The following is an 18,159-nucleotide window of genomic DNA, read 5'->3' as shown; positions in this document are numbered from 1 at the left end:
GTCCCATGGAATCCGTCCCTGATCTCGGCAGCAGCTTGCGGGCGCTGGACGTAATGAGCGCACAACCCACGGCTCCTTGGACTGGACCGCGACGATGGTGGGCAGTTGCAGATGGCGTTCCTGCACTGGACGTGGAAGGCCTGGCTTTGGGTGCGGTGCGGGCTGCAGCGACGGGGCTGAACGCGTTGACAGGAACGACGCACAGGTACTCGGTTGACGCCGGACCTACGGCGGCTGCGTTCGATTCCCTGGGGCACCTGCGGATAGGTGGCCAGAAACCTGAAGGGTTCGCTCCGTTGTCCGGTTTCCGGAAAACCGCTGATGGCTGGGTCCGCCTCCACGCCAACTATCCACACCACGCCGCCCGGCTCATGGAGGCGGTCTCGGCCAGCGAACCTGCCGATGTGGACCGCGCATTACTGGCCATGACGTCTTTGGAAGCCGAAGACCTTATTACTGGCAACAACGGCGTAGCTGCCGCCGTCCGCACCAGGGAAGAGTGGGCAGCCGCTCCTATGTTTGAAGCGGCCAGTCAGGGGCCGTGGATCAGTTTCGGCCACCTTGGAGCAACCACGGAACCAAGCCGCCCGTCGTCGTGGGTTCCTTCCGCGGTTCCAGACCGTCCGTTGGCAGGTCTCAAAGTCCTGGACCTGACCCGCGTTATTGCCGGCCCCGTGGCAACCCGGCTCCTCGGAGCCCTGGGCGCCGACGTCCTCCGGATCGACCCTCCGCACCTTCCGGAGTTGACAGACGCTTTCATTGACTCAGGCTTTGACAAGCGCAGCGCCGAAGCAGACTTCCGGAATCCGGACGATCTGGCTGCTGTCATGGAACTTCTGGAGATGGCAGACGTAGTGATCATGGGGTACCGCGACGGCGGGCTGGATCGTTTTGGATTGACACCTGACGCGCTGCTGCTGCGCCGCCCGGACCTCGTGGTGGCCACCTTGAGTGCATGGGGCCACGGAGGTCCTTGGCAGGGGCGACGTGGTTTTGACAGTCTGGTCCAGGCAGCGTGCGGCATAGCTGACCGATATGGTCATGACCACGACGGCGGGTGGCGGCCTGGCGCGCTACCGGTGCAGGCGCTGGATCATGCCACGGGCTATGGCCTTGCTGCGGCAGTGTTCGCTTTGCTGACCCAGCGACTGGCTACGGGACGTGGCGGAACGGCCCGGCTTTCGCTGGCCCGGACAGCGGAGGAGCTACTTCTCCTTCCGACGGGCATCGGGACTGACGTCGAGCTGCCAGAGCCCGATTACCACGAGGTAGACAGCCCCTACGGCCGTCTCCGGTACGTCGGTCCGCCCATCGCGGTGGACGGTGTTCCCATTGCTTATCAAGAACCGCCTGTCACGTACGGTTCCTCCGCACGGCGTTGGCGGTAGGTGGCCGGCCCCTGGTAAAGCCCGGCCCCTAGTAAGCTCGGAAGCATGAGTGTAATCCGCCCTGCCACCGTTGAAGACGTTCCCACAATCCTGCGCATGATCCACGATCTTGCGATCTACGAAAAGGAACCCGACGCCGTCAGGAATACCCCGGAGCTGCTGACCGAGGCGTTGTTCGGAGAGAACCCGCGGGTGTACGCGAGCATGGCCAGTAATGCCGCTGGTACAGTGCAGGGCTTTGCCCTGTGGTTCCTGAATTACTCAACGTGGGAAGGTGTTCACGGCATTTACCTGGAAGACCTCTACGTCGTTCCGGACGCGCGTGGAGAGGGCCACGGCAAGGCTCTCCTTCAGCATCTGGCCGCGACCGCCGTCGAACGCGGCTATGCCCGGGTGGAGTGGAGCGTCCTGGACTGGAACGAACCGTCCATCAAGTTCTACAAGAACCTTGGCGCCTTCCCCATGGAGGAATGGTCCACGTTCAGGCTGACCGGCGAGGCGCTGGAAGCGTTCGGAGCAGGTGCCAGCACAAGCAACAAGGCTCTTGCCCATGGCTGAGACGCGAGCCTTGACCGACGCTCACCGTATCCGCGCCCGGCATGAATTCCGAGGCCTCCGAACCGCCGAGCACTACTTCACTGTCCCCCTGGACCATGGTTCGGCTAAATCCGTTACGGACGACCAGGCGAGCGGCGAAACGATCACCGTGTTCGCACGGGAGTATTCCTCCACCGATCACCAAGAGGAGGAGGCCGCCAGACTTCCATGGTTGCTGTTCCTCCAAGGTGGACCTGGCGGGCGCGGGAACCGCGTCACTTCCCTTTCAGGGTGGATGAAGGCGGCGGCCAAGGACTTTCGGATCCTGATGCTGGACCAGCGTGGCACGGGCCTCTCCACACCTGTGGAGCGACAGTCATTGGCGCTCCGCGGTGACGCTGCAGCCCAGGCTGACTATCTCACGCACTTCCGGGCTGATTCGATCGTGGCCGACGCCGAGTTCATCCGGCATGCCTTGGATTCCGGGCCGTGGTCAGTGCTGGGACAGAGCTTTGGTGGATTCTGCGCGTTGACCTATTTGTCCTTCGCCCCGAAAGGGCTGCGGGAGGTCCTCATCACGGGAGGACTTGCTCCCCTGCATGGCCCGGCCGAGCGCGTGTACCGTGCCACATTCCGGCGGGTGGCGGAGCGGAACGCGGAGTACTTCGCCTGGTATCCGGAAGACCGCGAAACTGTCACCAGGATCGTCCGCCACCTAGAACAGCATGAGGAATTCCTGACCAGCGGAGAACGACTGTCGCCCGAGCGGTTCCAGATGGTGGGATCATTCCTCGGCGGCAACACCCGGGTGGACTCCCTGCACTACCTCCTGGAGGACGCTTTCATCGAAACGCCTTTGGGTCAACGACTGTCGGAAGTGTTCCTGGAGCAAGTACGGAGTCTCGTGAGCCGGGCAGGGAACCCCTTGTACGCGGTACTCCATGAATCGATCTACGGGCAGGGCGAAGCCACGGATTGGGCAGCTTGGCGCGTGCTGGAAGAATTCCCCGAGTTCAAGCCGGGAGCGGAGGCCCCGCTGCTCACGGGAGAAATGGTCTACCCCTGGTACTTCGAACAGGATCCGGCGCTGATCCCGCTCCACGACGTAGCCGCCTTGCTGGCTGCCAAGTCGGATTGGTGTCCCCTATATGACCACCAGCAGTTGGCGGTCAACAAGGTTCCAGTGGCAGCGGCCGTCTACAAGGACGACATCTACGTAGACCATGACCTCTCAATGGAAACCGCCGCGGCAGTCCGTGGGCTTCAAACCTGGGTGACGGACGACTTCCACCATGACGGCATCGGGGAAGACGGCGAAGGCATCTTTGGGCGGCTTTTCGGGCTGCTGCGGGGTTCCCGCTGAGGCCACATCTGTCCTAGGCAGGGATTGCACGGCGCGCCCGGGCAGCGGTGGCGGCTGTCAGTGTCAGCATCACAGCGGCCAGCACTCCGGCGGCTATGTTCAGCCCTTCGTAGCCGAGCCAGGCGAGGACAAGTCCGGATGTGGCGCCGCCCGTTGCACCCGCCGCGCCCATGAGCGTATCGGAAACGCCTTGCACGGTTACCTTCTGCTCTTGGGCAACACTTTCAGCAAGGAGCGTGGACCCGGCAATGGTCGCGGCGGACCATCCAAGGCCAAGGATGATCAGGCCTATGGTCACCAATACGGGCTCTTGCTGACCGATTCCCGCGATCAGCACTGCCACCAGCAGAAGTCCGTGCCCTATGGCGATCGTTTGGATGCGGCCGGCTTTGTCCGTTAGCCAGCCCCAGAGCGGCGAGAGGGCGAACATGCCGGCGATATGCAGCGAAATTGTCAGCCCAATGACAACCAAGGCGTCTGTGCTGTCGGTTGTTCCGCCGTGATGGCCGGCATGTGAACCGCCCACTAGCTGCTGCAGGTGCAAGGGCGTCATGGACATGATCGCCACCATGACGCCGTGGGCAGCAACCACGGCTGCAAGCGCAAGGATGGCCCGGGGCGAGGAACGAACAGCTTGAAGGCCGGAGCGGATAGTGCCCCTGACAGGGAGGGTCCCCGAGCCTGCGGACTCCGAGGCCAACCGCCGCGCCAGCAGCAACGGGTCCGGCCGCAAACCGATGAAGAGCAACACCGCCGCCAGGAACAGACCTGCGGCTGAGAAGACGAAAGGACCGGCAATGGGTGGCAGGCCCAACGCGGACCCCACTGCGGCACCAGGTTGGATGAGGTTTGGACCGGCCACGGCTCCGATAGTGATCGCCCAGACGACAGTGGACAGTGACCTGCCGCGGTGCTCAGCGTGGGCGAGGTCGACGGCGGCGAACCTCGCCTGAAGGTTGGCGGCTGTACCAAGTCCGAGAAAACCGGCAGCGAGCAGGAGAAACGGGAATGATTCGGCCACCACGGAGACCATCACCAGGACTGCCCCGATCATGGCAGCCAGCAGGCCAGAAACGAGGCCCACCCGGCGTCCGCGCGCTTCCGCCAGCCGTGCCAGCGGTAGGGCAGTCAAGGCTGCCGCGAGGGTGAGGACAGTAGTGATCGATCCCGCCCACGCCTCGGACCCGGACAGATCCACGGCCAGGAGCGATCCGATGGACAATGTGGCGCCGTTGCCGACTCCGCTGAGGAGCTGGGCCGAACTGAGCAGGAAAACAGTACGGCGCTGGACCCGTTGGGGGTCCAGCGCCGTAGTAGAAGTGGTAGTCACTTCACGAGACTACAACTTTCACAGCCCGGTTACTCGGCTTCGCTCAAGCTCTTCTTCGAGTCCTCTTCCAACCGTGCGTCCAGCTTGGACTGGCGCGCCGCCGGGCTGAGCAAGCTGGCGACGACTGCTACGACGATCGTGCCGATAATGACCGCCAAAGAAACGAAGGTAGGAATCTCGGGAGCCCACTCGATGTGGTGGCCGTTGTTGATGAACGGAAGCTCGTTGACGTGCATTGCGTGCAGGACGAGTTTGACGCCAATGAAGGCAAGAATGACTGACAGGGCGTGCTTCAAGTAGATCAGGCGGCTCATCAGTCCACCCAGCAGGAAGTACAGCTGGCGCAGGCCCATGAGCGCGAAGATGTTGGCTGTGAAGACGATGAAGGCACTCTGGGTCAGGCCGAAGATCGCGGGAATGGAGTCCACCGCGAACAGGAGGTCGGTCATGCCGATGGTCACGAAGACGATCACCATCGGGGTGAAGACCTTCTTGCCGTTTACGGTGGTGCGCAGCTTGCCGCCGTCGAACTTTTCAGACATCGGCAGGACCTTGCGCAGGCGCGCAACCAAGGGGTTTTCGGCACCTTCTTCTTCGTCTTCACCGGAATCCGTGGCCTGCTTCCAGGCAGTCCACAGCAGGAAGGCGCCGAAGATGTAGAAGATCCAGCTGAACTGCTCGATGACCACCGCGCCCAGGGCAATGAAAATACCGCGGAGGACCAGTGCGATGATGATGCCCACCATCAGCACTTCCTGCTGGTATTTCCGGGGCACGGAGAAGCGGGCCATGATGATGATAAAGACGAACAGGTTGTCGATGCTCAGGCTGTATTCAGTAACCCAGCCGGCGACGAACTGGCTGCCATATTCGGGGCCAGTGAAGTAGAACATGGCACCGGCAAAGACCAGGGCCAAGGCAACGTAGAAGGCGACCCAGAGGCCGGCTTCCTTCATTGATGGTTCGTGGGGACGTTTGACCACCAGGAGGAGGTCGATGAGCAGGATGATGCCGAGGGCGACGAATGAGCCGACCTCAAACCAGATTGGAAGCTCCATTAATGCAGGCCTTTCGCAGGGTACGGGAAAGCGGTGTAAGTCTCTCCGGCCTGCCAGTGCGGTGAATGCACATTCAGCGGCCCACTAAGTCCGGCGAGGCATCTGTGCCTTGCGTGCTGACGGACATAGCGCTTGGGATACTCCCCTACGTGACCACAACCTTACCTTAGGCGTGCCCTGCGGACTGCATTTGACGCAATTCGCGCTTCAACTCCCCCACTTCGTCGCGGATTCGGGCGGCGACCTCGAACTGCAGCTCGGCAGCGGCCCCGTGCATCTGTTCCGTGAGTTGTTCGATCAGGCCAACCAGATCTTCTGCGGGAGCCGCGGCCAGTCCGTCCTTCCGGACGGTGGCTGCACCCTTGCTGCCCGAGGTACGTTTGGCTCCCTTGGCCAGCCTGTTGTTGTTCAGGAGCTCCTGGGTATCAGCATCTTCGCGGGCCAGCTGGTCCGTGATATCAGCGATTTTCTTCCGAAGCGGCTGGGGATCAACGCCATTATCGGTGTTGTACTTGACCTGGATGGCGCGGCGACGATTGGTTTCTTCGATGGCGTGCGCCATGGAGTCCGTGATCCTGTCCGCATACATGTGGACCTGGCCGGACACGTTTCGAGCGGCACGGCCAATCGTCTGGATAAGGGACGTGGATGAACGCAGAAAGCCTTCCTTGTCGGCATCCAGGATGCTGACCAGCGAGACTTCTGGCAGGTCCAGGCCTTCGCGCAGGAGGTTGATGCCGACCAGGACGTCAAAGACACCCATCCGGAGCTCGCGCAGCAGCTCAACCCGGCGAAGAGTGTCGACGTCGGAGTGGAGGTACTGGACTTTGACGCCGTGGCCCAGGAGGTAGTCCGTCAGGTCTTCGGCCATGCGCTTGGTCAACGTAGTTACCAGGACGCGTTCATCGCGTTCAGTGCGCTGGCGGATTTCGCCCAGGAGATCATCGATCTGTCCCTTGGTGGGCTTCACGATCACCTCGGGATCGATGAGTCCAGTGGGCCGGATGATCTGCTGGACAGTGCCGTCCGCCTTCCCGAGCTCGTACTTGCCGGGTGTGGCCGACAAGTACACGGTCTGCCCGATGCGTTCAAGGAACTCATCCCACTTCAAGGGCCGGTTGTCCATGGCCGAGGGCAGCCGGAAGCCGTGGTCCACCAGCGTGCGCTTGCGCGACATATCCCCTTCGTACATAGCGCCGATTTGCGGGACAGTGACGTGGGATTCGTCGATGACCAGAAGGAAGTCGTCTGGGAAGTAGTCCAGGAGGCAGTGCGGTGCCGTACCGCCTGCACGGCCGTCGATGTGCCGCGAGTAATTCTCGATGCCGTTGCAGAAACCCATCTGCTGCATCATTTCCAGATCGTAGGTGGTCCGCATCCGCAGCCGCTGGGCTTCCACCAGCTTGTTCTGGCTCTCCAGCACCTTCAGGCGCTCTGCGAGTTCGTCCTCGATGGCCGAGATTGCGCGGCCCATCCGCTCCGGGCCGGCAACGTAGTGGGAGGCCGGGAAGACGTACATTTCGGTTTCCTCGCGGATGACCTCGCCCGTTACCGGATGCAGCGTGTAGATGTTCTCGATTTCGTCGCCGAAAAATTCGATTCTGAGTGCGAGTTCCTCGTACATGGGAATGATCTCTACGGTGTCCCCACGGACGCGGAAGGTGCCCCGGTGGAAGTCCATGTCATTGCGCGCGTACTGCATGGAAACGAACTTGCGAAGGAGGTGGTCACGGTTCATTTCGGCGCCCTTGGTGAGCGTCACCATGCCCGCGATGTACTCTTCGGGTGTTCCCAGGCCGTAGATGCAGGAGACTGTGGCTACTACGATGACGTCGCGCCGGGTCAGCAGCGCGTTGGTGGCCGAGTGCCGAAGCCGCTCGACTTCCTCATTGACCGAGGAGTCCTTTTCGATGAACGTATCCGTCTGCGGTACGTACGCTTCCGGCTGGTAGTAGTCGTAGTACGAGACGAAGTACTCCACCGCATTGTTGGGCAGGAGTTCCCTGAACTCGTTGGCCAGCTGGGCCGCCAGGGTCTTGTTTTGAACCATGACCAGCGTGGGACGCTGCACCTGCTCAATAAGCCAGGCTGTGGTGGCGCTCTTGCCCGTACCGGTAGCGCCGAGAAGGACAACATCCTTCTCGCCGTTGTTGATGCGTTCTGTCAGTTCCGCAATTGCCGCCGGCTGGTCGCCGGCGGGTTTGTAATCGCTGACGACTTCGAAGGGCGCGACGACACGGTTGATCTCCTGGGCAAGACTCATGACACCAATCTACCCCCGCACCCCGACAGTTTATTGTTCGGAATTAAGTCCCGCTGCAACAGAAGAATACGACGGCGGTTGCCAGCCGGTGCGGCTGGCCCACTCATCCATCAGCGGCCAGGCCACATCCGTGAACCAGGGTTCTTTGGCATCGGCGTAGGCAGCCGTGCCGGGGTCGCTGGCATGTTGTGCAGCAAGTTCGCGCTTGTGCCCCTCATACAGGGCAACGGCAGAAGCTTCGGCCCTCAACCAGTCACGAAACAGCAGCGCGTATCTCCAGCCGGGCGAGCCGGCAACGCGCACATGCAGGTTCGTCGGGCGTCCTGGATCCGCGTTGGCATGGAAGCGTTTCTGCCATTGGGCCGGATCCGGCTGCCACGGCTTCGGGGTGTCTGCGACGACGCCCGGAACACGCGGGTATCCGGCCGCGGCCAGATGTGGCGCAATCCGATCCGCCACCTCAAGATCGGCAACAGTCAGTTGAAGGTCAATGACGTCCTTGGCCGCCAACCCGGGCACCGATGTAGATCCAATGTGGTCCACGGCAAGGATGTCCTCCGGTGCCGCTGCCTGGATCCGCGAGGACAGTCGGGCCGCTTGCGGGCCCCAGTCGGTTCTGGAAGCAGACAGGACTGGCCCTTCTGTTCGCCGGGCACGAACACCCCGCCGGCAATTGTCCGCGAAGGGCAGCAGTCGACCGAACCACAAAGCATCCACTGTGGCGAGCAGTTCCTCCCGGCTGCCGGAATTTTCCAGGACGATGTCCGCTGCAGCGTTTCTTGCCTCTTGGCTGGCTTGGGCCGCCATTCGGGAACGCGCGTCCTCCAGGCTCATCCCGCGAAGGTCTACCATCCGTTGTATCCGCACGTCATCGGGAGCATCCACCACAATCACCAAATGGAAAGCACTCCCCTGCCCTGTCTCAACCAACAGGGGAATGTCCTGGACCAGAATGTCTTCATCCGCGGCTTGGGCAACGATTGCGGCTGCGGACTCCCGGACCAACGGGTGGATGATGCCGTTGAGCACTTCACGCCGTGAGGGATCCTGGAAAACTATGGCGCCAAGGGCGGGCCGGTCCAGTCTCCCCTCAGGGCCCAGGATCCCCGGTCCAAAAGCCTCTACTACGCGGGCGAGCCCCGGAGTTCCGGGCTCCACCACTTGCCTGGCAATGAGGTCAGCATCAATGAGCACGGCCCCCAGCTCCTGCAGCCTGGCAGCCACCAGCGATTTTCCCGAGGCGATACCGCCCGTCAGCCCGATCTTCAACACCCCTCCACACTAGACTGAAGCGGTGGAAATTGAGGATGACAGCCGTGCAACCAGTTACACAACGCTGGCTGAAGGTCCGGATTTCCGCCACGAACTGGAGATCCGGCGTTCCCGCTTTATCACTGTTCTCCGCCGCTCGCCGGACGAAGGAACTGCACGCTCCCTGGTGGCTGCGCTGAGACGCGAGTTCCATGACGCACGGCACCACTGTTCGGCTTTCGTTGTAGGTCCGGACAGGATGATTCAACGTTCCAGTGACGACGGCGAACCGTCGGGCACGGCCGGTATTCCCATGCTGGAAGCACTGCTCAAACGTGAGACAGCACCCGGGGTGACCGACCTTAGCGACGTAAGTGTCGTCGTCGTCCGCTATTTCGGCGGAATCCTACTGGGCGCGGGCGGGCTGGTCCGTGCCTATTCCGAATCGGTATCTGCAGCTTTGGAACTGGCACCCCTGGTGCAGCGTCGACGGCTGCGGCTTTGCGACATCGACGTGCCGCACGCGGACGCCGGACGCTTGGAGAACGAACTCCGCGGATCCGGCTTTGTCATGGCCAACACCAGCTATGAAGCCAAGCACACAGTCCTCCGGGTCGCGCTGGCGGACAACAGCGACGCCTTGGCGGAGGCGCACTCCCGTGTAGCGGCCCTCACTGCAGGCACGGGCACACTGAGTCCGCAGGGAACGGAGTGGATCGATGTACCCTGAATCAACTATGCAACCCCGGGCGGCCGCAGCCGGACTCGAAGGGCCGGCTTAGCTTAAGCAGAAGGACCCCTGCCGCATGGCAGGGGTCCTTCTTTGGCTATTCAGCGCATCCCGTGAGGGGTGGCGGAATTAGTTGCCGGTCAGCTTCTCGCGCAGTGCTGCGAGAGCTTCGTCGGACGCCAGGGTGCCGGCGTTGGACTCAGCAGCAGCCGGCTCCGAGGAGTAGCTGGTGGTGCCGGAATCGCTCTCACCGGACGTTGCAGCGGCAGCGTCGTCAGCAGCGTGCTGTGCAACCTGCTTCTTGTGGGCTTCCCAACGCGTCTGAGCGTCAGCGTACTGCTGCTCCCAAGCGGCGCGCTGGGTCTCGTAGCCTTCGAGCCATTCGTTCGACTCGGGGTCGAAGCCCTCGGGGTACTTGTAGTTGCCCTCTTCGTCGTACTCAGCGGCCATACCGTACAGAGCGGGATCGAACTCGGTGCTGTCAGCGTCAACGCCCTCGTTAGCCTGCTTGAGGGAGAGGGAGATGCGGCGACGCTCGAGGTCGATGTCGATGACCTTGACGAACAGTTCGTCTCCAACGGAGACAACCTGCTCGGCGAGCTCAACGTGGCGGACAGCCAGCTCGGAGATGTGAACGAGGCCTTCGATGCCGTCTTCGACGCGAACGAACGCACCGAACGGAACCAGCTTGGTGACCTTACCCGGGACAACCTGGCCCAGGGCGTGGGTGCGGGCGAAGGTCTGCCACGGGTCTTCCTGCGTAGCCTTGAGCGACAGGGAGACACGCTCGCGGTCCAGATCCACTTCGAGGACCTCGACGGTGACTTCCTGGCCAACCTCGACAACCTCGGACGGGTGGTCGATGTGCTTCCAGGAGAGCTCGGAAACGTGAACGAGGCCGTCTACGCCGCCAAGGTCCACGAATGCACCGAAGTTGACGATGGAGGAAACAACGCCGGGACGAACCTGGCCCTTTTCCAGCTTGTTGAGGAACGTGGAGCGGACCTCGGACTGGGTCTGCTCGAGCCATGCACGGCGGGACAGCACAACGTTGTTGCGGTTCTTGTCCAGCTCGATGATCTTGGCTTCGATCTGCTGACCGATGTACGGAGCGAGGTCGCGGACACGACGCATCTCGACGAGGGATGCGGGCAGGAAGCCGCGCAGGCCGATGTCCAGGATGAGGCCACCCTTGACAACCTCGATGACGGTACCGGTAACGACGCCGTCTTCTTCCTTGACCTTCTCGATGTCGCCCCAGGCGCGCTCGTACTGAGCACGCTTCTTGGAGAGGATCAGACGGCCTTCTTTGTCTTCCTTGGTGAGAACCAAAGCTTCGACCTGATCGCCAACGGCAACAACTTCGCCGGGGTCAACGTCGTGCTTGATGGAAAGCTCGCGGGAAGGGATGACACCTTCGGTCTTGTAACCGATGTCGAGCAGGACTTCGTCGCGGTCGACCTTGACGACGGTACCTTCGACGAGGTCACCGTCGTTGAAGTACTTAATGGTGGCGTCGACAGCTGCGAGGAAGTCCTCAGCGGTACCGATGTCGTTAATGGCGACTACGGGGGTACCGGGCTTCTCGGTGGAGGTGATGGTCATGTAGTAGGGGCTCCGTTGTGGATAGTTAGTCGGTCAGGCAAACCGCTGCCGCCCGGGTCCGGACGGCAGAACACGGCAAAATACCGGGTCATCCTGATTTGTGGATTAATACAAAATGGACGCATGCACGTAGTACACGCCCGTTTATTCTAGTCGTATCTGCAAAGCAGGGTCAAAAGGACTCCGGCAGGACCAGCAAAGGCGTTCATACAGGCAGGACGTCTCCGAGTCGCGCGAACGTAACCCCTCGGTCCAGCAACCGAGGCAAAGCCCTCGCGTAACCCTCTGCAGTTCCCGCGCCCGGCCTGTTGAAGTGCGAGATGACGATGTCTCCCGCCGCTGCCTTGGCCACTTCCCCGGCGACGGTAGCCGGTGCAAAGGTGGCCCCGCCGTCGCCGTTTATCGTGAAGTTGACTGGCAGCATCCCCAGCCTGCGGGTCATGCTGGCAGCGACGTCATCGTAGAACGCCGTTCCTGGCCGGAAGAAGCGCGGGGAAACCCCGGTTAACTCATGCATGAGGGCCTGGTTGCCCATCAATTCCTCGTACACTGCCGCAGGGTTTGCCGTTCCGGCTATGCCGTAAGCGGACTTGCCATTGACTGACAAGGGCAGGTGAAGTGTGCCGTGGTTCGAGAGCTCGAACAGGGGGTCGGCGGCCAGTTCCGCGGCAAGTGACTTGTTCGCGTTAATCCAACGGCTGTTAATGAAAAGTGTGGCGGGGACGTTGAGGCTGCGAAGTGACTTGAGCAGCTTGTGGTCACAGCCGGTTCCGCCTGGGCCGCCGCAGGCATCGAACGTGAGGGCCACATGCCGCGAGGCAGAATTGTTCACCACACCCGTCACGTGAAGGCCCCACTCCTGCGGCCGCAGGGATCCAAATTCTGCCAGGATCTGCGGCTTGCCTGGGATGGCGGCTGGCAATGCGGGAGCGCTCGACGGCGGCACCGGACTCTGGTCGCCTGCGTCGCCGCTGCCTCCCTCACCGCTGCCGGGCTTGGCGGCGAGGGCAGCAGCAGCTTGCTCACTGGACAGCGCGGCGATGGAGGGCGGTGGCGTCGCAGGGCCGGCCCTGGGTCCGTTTGGTGGGACAACCCCGGGCCCATTTGAGGGACTACCAGGGGCCATCTGCCCTGGTCCGGCGGCGTCCGGGAGCGCAGCTCGCCCGTTGTCCGCGCAAGCCGCCAGAGCTGCAGTTGCCAGCCCCGCCATTCCAAGCAGCACCGAACGCCGGCCGGCCAACGGCCGCCGCTTGGAATCCCCCATGGATGTCCTTGTCTATTGAGTATGTGAGTCGCTTGTAAAAGTGCCTATTTCCGGAAGTGCTTTTTAGAAGTGCGTGAGGCAGTGCGCCGGCCGTTCCACAGCAAAAAGCTGCTGGGCTGCGAACGCGGCACCGGGCTTGCCTTCGCTCATCCGCCCGGCAGCTGTGAGCGTCACTGGGGACACAGCACCAAGATAGATGGACGCGAGATCCGCGACATCCATGCGGAGATCAGGTTGTTGGCCGGATGCCTCGGTGACGGCCGCGGTAGCACCGCCGTCGGACTCCAACGCCCATGTGCCACCAGCCAGACCAAGTGTATCCGAGACTTCCATGACGAGCTTTCCGGCAACCGGATACCGTCGGGCGGCCAGCGCTGCCGGAACGTCCAGGATCCGTAGCCACAACATGTCCCGAACATCCGAGGAGTCGATGCATCTGGGATCTTGCAAGGCCCAGGTCAGCGGATCGTCCACGGGAGCCTCGGCCCACGTCACCTGGTCAATGAGATCGATGCTCCCAAGGAAGCGCCAGAGATCGAGATAGGCCGCATTGGTACCAGCAACGAGGTCCACGATTTCCATGGTGTAGGGCTTGGCATCCCAGCCCTTGAAGCGATAGGAAACGTAGCCGTCCAGTGATCCGGAGGCGTTGTAGTGCAGGGCGCTTCTGACACCGGTGTCAGGCTTTCCGTCATGGCCGATCGCTCCGGAAGCCAGCAAGCGATAATACTCTTGGCGGTCTACTGAGCCAGGAGTCGCACGCTGGACGTGGCCGAAGATCTGTGGCGCAACCTCCAGGAGCACGCTGGGGTCAGCCACCTCTACCGTTCCTGTCGCCAACCCCTTGAGGCGGAAACGAGGGCCGGTGTCGACCTTGATGCTGCGTTCAAAGGTAGCCACGCCAAAACCGAAGCGGCCGTAGATGGACCCCTCTGAGGCGGTCAGCGCTGCCATGGCGAGACCATCGTCCTTTGCACCGGCAAGGTCAGCGGTGATCATGCCCCGGAGCAGTCCTTTTCGCCGGTGCGTTCCACGGACAGTCACGTTCGTCACGAGGTTTGATTCCAGTTGTCGGCCAAACCCGATGTTCAGGGATTTGCGCATGGTGCCGTACGTGGCCACCGGGACCTCGACGCCCAGAGCGTGCTCGGGAACGTCTCCGTTGATGTACACCCCGGTCAATTCACGCTGGTCTGTGCGGTAGGCCGCCAGGGTCCTGGCGATGTACTCGTCGTCACGCCTGTGCTGGTGGAAGCCGTGCGAGACTGCCTGGACCCATGCGGCACAGCGGGAGTAGGCAGGGTCCTCACGATCAGCAGTAGCAGGGAATTGTTGAACCCTGTATTGATCGGCATCTTTCTCGGCGGAGTTCGTTTCGGAATAACTTTCATTGGGATCAGCCACGCCCCCGAGCCTAGCCAGACGCCGGAGGGCGCGCCACCATCAAGGCGGCGCGCCCTCCGGCGATCCTTTCGAACGTGCGGGCTACTAGTGGCCGGCCTCGTACCAGCTGGACCCTACGCCGAGCTGGACGTCCAACGGGACTGACAGCTCAGCAGCAGTCCCCATTTGCTCTACGACCAGTTTTTCGACGGCGTCGCGCTCTCCCGGGGCGACCTCGAGGACGAGTTCGTCGTGGACCTGGAGGAGCATCCGCGATTTCAAGCCCTGGCTCGCAAGTTCGGCTGAGACGCCCAGCATTGCCCGCTTGATGAGGTCGGCGGCGGAACCCTGGATGGGCGAATTAAGCGCAATGCGCTCGGCTGCTTCCCGGGCCTGACGATTGGTGCTGGTGAGGTCCGGGAGGTAACGGCGGCGACCTTCAATGGTGGCCGTGTAACCGTCCACCCTCGCCTGGTCCACAACGCCCCTGAGATAGTCACGCACACCGCCGAAGCGATCGAAGTAGTCCTTCATCAGCGTCCTGGCCTCATCCACCGAAATTTCCAGCTGCTTTGAGAGGCCAAACGAGGTCAGTCCGTAAGCCAGGCCGTAGGACATCGCCTTCACCTTGGAGCGCATCGCGCTGGTGACCTCGGCAGGAGGGACATTGAAGATCCGCGAGCCCACGAAGCGGTGCAGGTCCTCGCCATCCCTGTAGGCCTGGATCAGCGCCTCGTCACCGGAGAGGTGGGCCATGATGCGCATTTCAATCTGTGAGTAGTCAGCAGACAGAAGGCATTCATACCCCTCGCTGACCACGAAGATTCCACGGACCCGGCGACCTTCTTCACTGCGCACCGGGATATTTTGCAGGTTGGGGTTGTTTGAGGAGATCCTGCCCGTGGCGGCGATGTTCTGCGCGTAGGTGGTGTGGATACGCCCGTCATCCGCGACGGACTTCTTGAGGGTTTCCACCATCTGGGCGAGCTTTGAGGATTCGCGGTGGGCCATGAGCTGCACCAGGAACTCGTGGCCGGTCTTTTCCAGCAAGCCCTTCAGGGATGCGGCGTCGGTGGTGTAGCCGGACTTGATCTTCTTCGTCTTGGGAAGTCCAAGTTCCTCGAACAGGACGGTCTGGAGCTGCTTGGGTGATCCCAGGTTTACCTCATGACCGATTGCCGCAAACGCCTGTTCCTGGGCGTTCTCGATCACCTTGGTGAGGTCCGCAAGCTGTTCGTCCATACGGTCCGTGGAGACGTAGATACCGGTCAGTTCCATCTGCGCCAGGACGCGGGATACCGGAAGCTCCAGCGTGGTCAGCAGGGCGTCGGCCTTGATACCGGCAAGTTCCGTTTCGAAGTGTTTGCTGAGGGCATGCACGACGGCGGCCTGCTGGACGAGCGCTGCGGCCGCGGCTTGGTCGCTGCCTCCCGTGAGGTCCAGCTCCAACTGCCCGGCGGATGCGGTCACAACGCCCAAGGAGATCTTGAGGTGGACCTGGGCGAGCTCCGGGAGGTCGTAGCTGCGGCGGTCCGGCTGGATCAGGTATCCGGAAATCGACGTGTCATCCACAACGCCTTCCAAGCCCAGACCACGGCTGTGCAGGGCCTTGAGCGCGGCCTTGAACTCGTGCACCACCTTGGCTTCTTGAGGGTCCCGGAGCCAGCTGGCCAGCGCCGACTCGGCTGCTGAATCCAGCCCGCTGAGCTCGATGTAGGCAGCGCCATTGTTCCGGACCACAGCCAACGCGCTGGCATCCTCGCCGATACGGCCCTGGACAGGCTGGATGGCTATCGCGGAACGAGTGCCGGAACCGGCGCTGAAGAAGGCCTCAAGCTCAGCGGCGCCCTGGAGTGTGGCAAACTCGGGGGCTTCGATGGTGTCCGGGGCAGCACCGGTGGTGTCGTCGCCGTAGAGATCGAAGAGCCGGGGGCGGAGCGTACGAAATTCCAGCTCCTCGAACAGTTCCTCGATGGCGCGGCGGTCGGGGCGCGGCTCGTGGAGGTCCTCCAGCCTGACGGGCAGTTCGAGGTCTGTCAGCAGCTGGTTCAGCCTGCGGTTCCGTTTGACGTTCTCAAGGTTCTCCTTGAGCGCTCCGCCCACCTTGCCACCGATTGCGTCAAGGTTCTCCAGGATGCCCTCCAGGCCACCGTAGAGGTTGATCCACTTGGCGGCGGTCTTTGGCCCCACGCCGGGTACGCCCGGAAGGTTGTCCGCCGATTCGCCCACCAGGGCAGCCAGGTCCGAATACAACGCGGGCTTGACAAAGTACTTCTCTTCGATCGCCGCAGCATCCAGCTTGGGGATGTTGCTCACGCCCTGTTTGGGGTAGAGCACAAAAACGTTGTCGTTGATGAGCTGGAAGGAGTCCCTATCGCCCGAGACCAGGAGGACCTCAAAGCCGGCGGCATCCGCCTGGGCCGCTAGGGTGGCCAGGATGTCATCAGCTTCGTAGCCGGGCAGAGCAATGGTCTTGATTCCCCACGCCTCCATAACCCTCGCGATGAGGGCGATTTGGCCCTGGAACTCCGCGGGCGTCGCGTTACGGCCGCCCTTGTACTCGCTGTACTCGGCCTTGCGGAAGGTGGTGTCGTCAGAGACATCAAACGCGACGGCGACGTGCGTGGGCTTCTGGTCCTTGATCAGGTTGATGAGCATGGAGGTGAACCCATGCACGGCGTTGGTGTACTGGCCTCTGGCAGTAGAGAAGTTTTCAGCAGGGAGGGCGTAGAAGGCCCGGAACGCCATGGAATGGCCATCCAGGACCAGCAACCTGGGCCGGCCCTCCCCCGTGGTGCTGGGTGAAGCGGTGGAAGAGGGGGTGGGTGCTGTTGCAATGGCAGCAGCTTGGGCCGTTGGAACCTGGTCCGGTTTGGTTGTTTCACTCACAGGTGCCAGCCTAGTTGGCATGATGGACAATTTCACGCCGAACCGGTTTGTCGACGAGCTGAACGAGGCAGGTGTGCCCGAAGAGTTCCACGATTGGCTTTCCGGCCACGGCGTTGGCTCCCTTGTAGTGAAAATGGGTATTCGGTTTACCGAGCTCAGTGCCGAACGCACTGTGGCAACCATGCCTGTGGAAGGGAACACGCAAGTAGCCGGCATCCTTCACGGCGGAGCGCACGTGGTCCTGGCGGAAACCCTGGGCTCATTTGCTGCGTCGCTTCACGCCGGCAGGGGACGGCACGCTGTGGGAATTGAAGTCGGCGCGACGCATCACCGCTCCATTGCCAGCGGAACGGTAACCGGCACGTGTACGGCGATCCACCTGGGCGGGACGTTGGCCACGCACGAGATCGTTATCACAGACGAAAAAGGCCGGAGGCTTTCAACTGCCCGGATTACCAACATGATCCGCAACAACCGCCACTGACCAACCAGCTACTGACCAACCAGCTACTGACCCGGCAGCTACCGCGGCCCAAAGCGCTACTGCGGCGGCATGCGGTAATGCAGTTCAGCCGCGGCCCCGCCAAGGATGCGCGAGGACAGCAACTCAAGTGGCGCCGTCGGACCCTTGAGCGGCAGCAGCCGCTTACCGGCGCCGAGTACAACGGGGATGATGGTGACGATCATCTCGTGGAGCAAACCGGCGTTGGCGAACTGGGCCACGAGGTCCCCGCCGCCCACCAGCCAGACGTTCTTGTCTCCGGCGTCGGCGAGGAGGTCCGGGGCGAACTCGCGCACATCCCCACGGACGAACGTGACGTTCGAACCGGCCGGAGCCGAATATTCATGGTGGGTGAACACCCAACAGGGGGTGTCGGGGTAGGGCCACTTGCCGGGCTCGTGCTCCATGAGCCAACGGTAGGTCTCGCCGCCCATGGCGATACAACCCACCCCTGCGAAGAAGGACTCATAGCTGCCGCTCACGCCTTCAACCTGGTCGAATTGCAGGAGCCAGCCGAGGTCGTCGTCCGGAGAAGCAATGAAGCCGTCGACGGTGGAGGCAACGTAGTACTGGAAGATCGACATGGCCCCAGACTA

14 protein-coding genes are annotated in these 18,159 nt (G+C 62.3%); 5 read left to right on the top strand and 9 right to left on the bottom strand.

Annotated elements, in window-relative coordinates; all coding sequences use genetic code 11:
* The first annotated feature begins 5 nt into the window (after window positions 1-5).
* Genes AC1DCM_RS03625 through AC1DCM_RS03615 form a run of 3 tightly spaced genes read left to right on the top strand, consistent with a single transcriptional unit; the run spans window position 6 to window position 3,288 of the window.
* Window positions 6-1,388 (top strand): CoA transferase, encoded by a 1,383-nt coding sequence (locus AC1DCM_RS03625; RefSeq protein ID WP_477517323.1) that lies wholly within the window; start codon window positions 6-8, stop codon window positions 1,386-1,388.
* A 45-nt stretch (window positions 1,389-1,433) separates the two neighbouring features.
* Complete coding sequence (locus tag AC1DCM_RS03620; RefSeq protein ID WP_477517322.1) at window positions 1,434-1,946, top strand: N-acetyltransferase family protein; 513 nt, start codon at window positions 1,434-1,436, stop codon at window positions 1,944-1,946.
* Window positions 1,939-3,288, top strand: a complete 1,350-nt coding sequence (locus tag AC1DCM_RS03615; RefSeq protein WP_477517321.1) for an alpha/beta fold hydrolase — start codon at window positions 1,939-1,941, stop codon at window positions 3,286-3,288. Before AC1DCM_RS03620 ends, AC1DCM_RS03615 begins: the two co-directional genes overlap by 8 nt.
* Window positions 3,289-3,301: 13 nt before the next feature.
* Here the strand turns inward: AC1DCM_RS03615 and AC1DCM_RS03610 are convergent, their stop codons facing one another.
* The 4 genes from AC1DCM_RS03610 to coaE all read right to left on the bottom strand — a co-directional run bounded on the left by AC1DCM_RS03610 (window position 3,302) and on the right by coaE (window position 9,211).
* The gene (locus AC1DCM_RS03610; protein ID WP_477517320.1) at window positions 3,302-4,618 is read right to left on the bottom strand and encodes an MFS transporter; all 1,317 of its coding nucleotides are present in this window, start codon (window positions 4,616-4,618) and stop codon (window positions 3,302-3,304) included.
* Between the two features lie 29 nt (window positions 4,619-4,647).
* Complete coding sequence (locus AC1DCM_RS03605; RefSeq protein WP_442005407.1) at window positions 4,648-5,676, bottom strand: TerC family protein; 1,029 nt, start codon at window positions 5,674-5,676, stop codon at window positions 4,648-4,650.
* 166 nt (window positions 5,677-5,842) lie between these two features.
* Window positions 5,843-7,939 (bottom strand): excinuclease ABC subunit UvrB, encoded by a 2,097-nt coding sequence (gene uvrB, locus AC1DCM_RS03600; RefSeq protein ID WP_477517319.1) that lies wholly within the window; start codon window positions 7,937-7,939, stop codon window positions 5,843-5,845.
* A 30-nt stretch (window positions 7,940-7,969) separates the two neighbouring features.
* Entirely contained in the window at window positions 7,970-9,211 is a 1,242-nt protein-coding gene (coaE, locus tag AC1DCM_RS03595; RefSeq protein WP_477517318.1) for a dephospho-CoA kinase, read from the bottom strand.
* A 22-nt stretch (window positions 9,212-9,233) separates the two neighbouring features.
* Here coaE and AC1DCM_RS03590 point away from each other — a divergent pair, with 22 nt between their 5' ends.
* A complete protein-coding gene (locus AC1DCM_RS03590) occupies window positions 9,234-9,920 on the top strand; it encodes an IMPACT family protein (RefSeq protein ID WP_442005410.1) in 687 nt (228 codons plus the stop codon).
* Between the two features lie 129 nt (window positions 9,921-10,049).
* Here AC1DCM_RS03590 and rpsA read toward each other — a convergent pair whose 3' ends face one another.
* The 4 genes from rpsA to polA form a co-directional block, all read right to left on the bottom strand.
* The gene (rpsA, locus tag AC1DCM_RS03585) at window positions 10,050-11,525 is read right to left on the bottom strand and encodes a 30S ribosomal protein S1 (RefSeq protein WP_216925808.1); all 1,476 of its coding nucleotides are present in this window, start codon (window positions 11,523-11,525) and stop codon (window positions 10,050-10,052) included.
* Between the two features lie 205 nt (window positions 11,526-11,730).
* Complete coding sequence (locus AC1DCM_RS03580) at window positions 11,731-12,789, bottom strand: polysaccharide deacetylase family protein (protein WP_477517317.1); 1,059 nt, start codon at window positions 12,787-12,789, stop codon at window positions 11,731-11,733.
* A gap of 63 nt (window positions 12,790-12,852) precedes the next feature.
* Entirely contained in the window at window positions 12,853-14,193 is a 1,341-nt protein-coding gene (locus AC1DCM_RS03575; RefSeq protein ID WP_477517316.1) for a GNAT family N-acetyltransferase, read from the bottom strand.
* Window positions 14,194-14,277: 84 nt separating this feature from the next.
* Complete coding sequence (gene polA / locus AC1DCM_RS03570) at window positions 14,278-16,920, bottom strand: DNA polymerase I (protein ID WP_477517414.1); 2,643 nt, start codon at window positions 16,918-16,920, stop codon at window positions 14,278-14,280.
* Window positions 16,921-17,080: 160 nt separating this feature from the next.
* Here polA and AC1DCM_RS03565 point away from each other — a divergent pair, with 160 nt between their 5' ends.
* A complete protein-coding gene (locus AC1DCM_RS03565) occupies window positions 17,081-17,545 on the top strand; it encodes a hotdog fold thioesterase (RefSeq protein ID WP_223932901.1) in 465 nt (154 codons plus the stop codon).
* A 56-nt stretch (window positions 17,546-17,601) separates the two neighbouring features.
* Here AC1DCM_RS03565 and AC1DCM_RS03560 read toward each other — a convergent pair whose 3' ends face one another.
* On the bottom strand, window positions 17,602-18,147 hold the full coding sequence (locus AC1DCM_RS03560; protein WP_442005414.1) for a dihydrofolate reductase family protein: 546 nt from the start codon (window positions 18,145-18,147) through the stop codon (window positions 17,602-17,604).
* Between the last annotated feature and the right edge of the window lie 12 nt (window positions 18,148-18,159).

This window comes from Paenarthrobacter sp. 10N417 (assembly GCF_056394745.1).
This window is presented reverse-complemented; position numbering and strand designations above follow the sequence as displayed.

Excerpts from the sequence above, each read along its gene's own strand:
- AC1DCM_RS03605 (WP_442005407.1), bottom strand. The coding sequence starts at position 5,676 with ATGGAGCTTCCAATCTGGTTTGAGGTCGGCTCATTCGTCGCCCTCGGC.
- AC1DCM_RS03565 (WP_223932901.1), top strand. The coding sequence starts at position 17,081 with ATGATGGACAATTTCACGCCGAACCGGTTTGTCGACGAGCTGAACGAG.
- AC1DCM_RS03580 (WP_477517317.1), bottom strand. The coding sequence starts at position 12,789 with ATGGGGGATTCCAAGCGGCGGCCGTTGGCCGGCCGGCGTTCGGTGCTG.
- uvrB (WP_477517319.1), bottom strand. The coding sequence starts at position 7,939 with ATGAGTCTTGCCCAGGAGATCAACCGTGTCGTCGCGCCCTTCGAAGTC.
- rpsA (WP_216925808.1), bottom strand. The coding sequence starts at position 11,525 with ATGACCATCACCTCCACCGAGAAGCCCGGTACCCCCGTAGTCGCCATT.
- AC1DCM_RS03625 (WP_477517323.1), top strand. The coding sequence starts at position 6 with ATGGAATCCGTCCCTGATCTCGGCAGCAGCTTGCGGGCGCTGGACGTA.
- AC1DCM_RS03620 (WP_477517322.1), top strand. The coding sequence starts at position 1,434 with ATGAGTGTAATCCGCCCTGCCACCGTTGAAGACGTTCCCACAATCCTG.
- AC1DCM_RS03615 (WP_477517321.1), top strand. The coding sequence starts at position 1,939 with ATGGCTGAGACGCGAGCCTTGACCGACGCTCACCGTATCCGCGCCCGG.
- polA (WP_477517414.1), bottom strand. The coding sequence starts at position 16,920 with ATGGCGTTCCGGGCCTTCTACGCCCTCCCTGCTGAAAACTTCTCTACT.
- AC1DCM_RS03560 (WP_442005414.1), bottom strand. The coding sequence starts at position 18,147 with ATGTCGATCTTCCAGTACTACGTTGCCTCCACCGTCGACGGCTTCATT.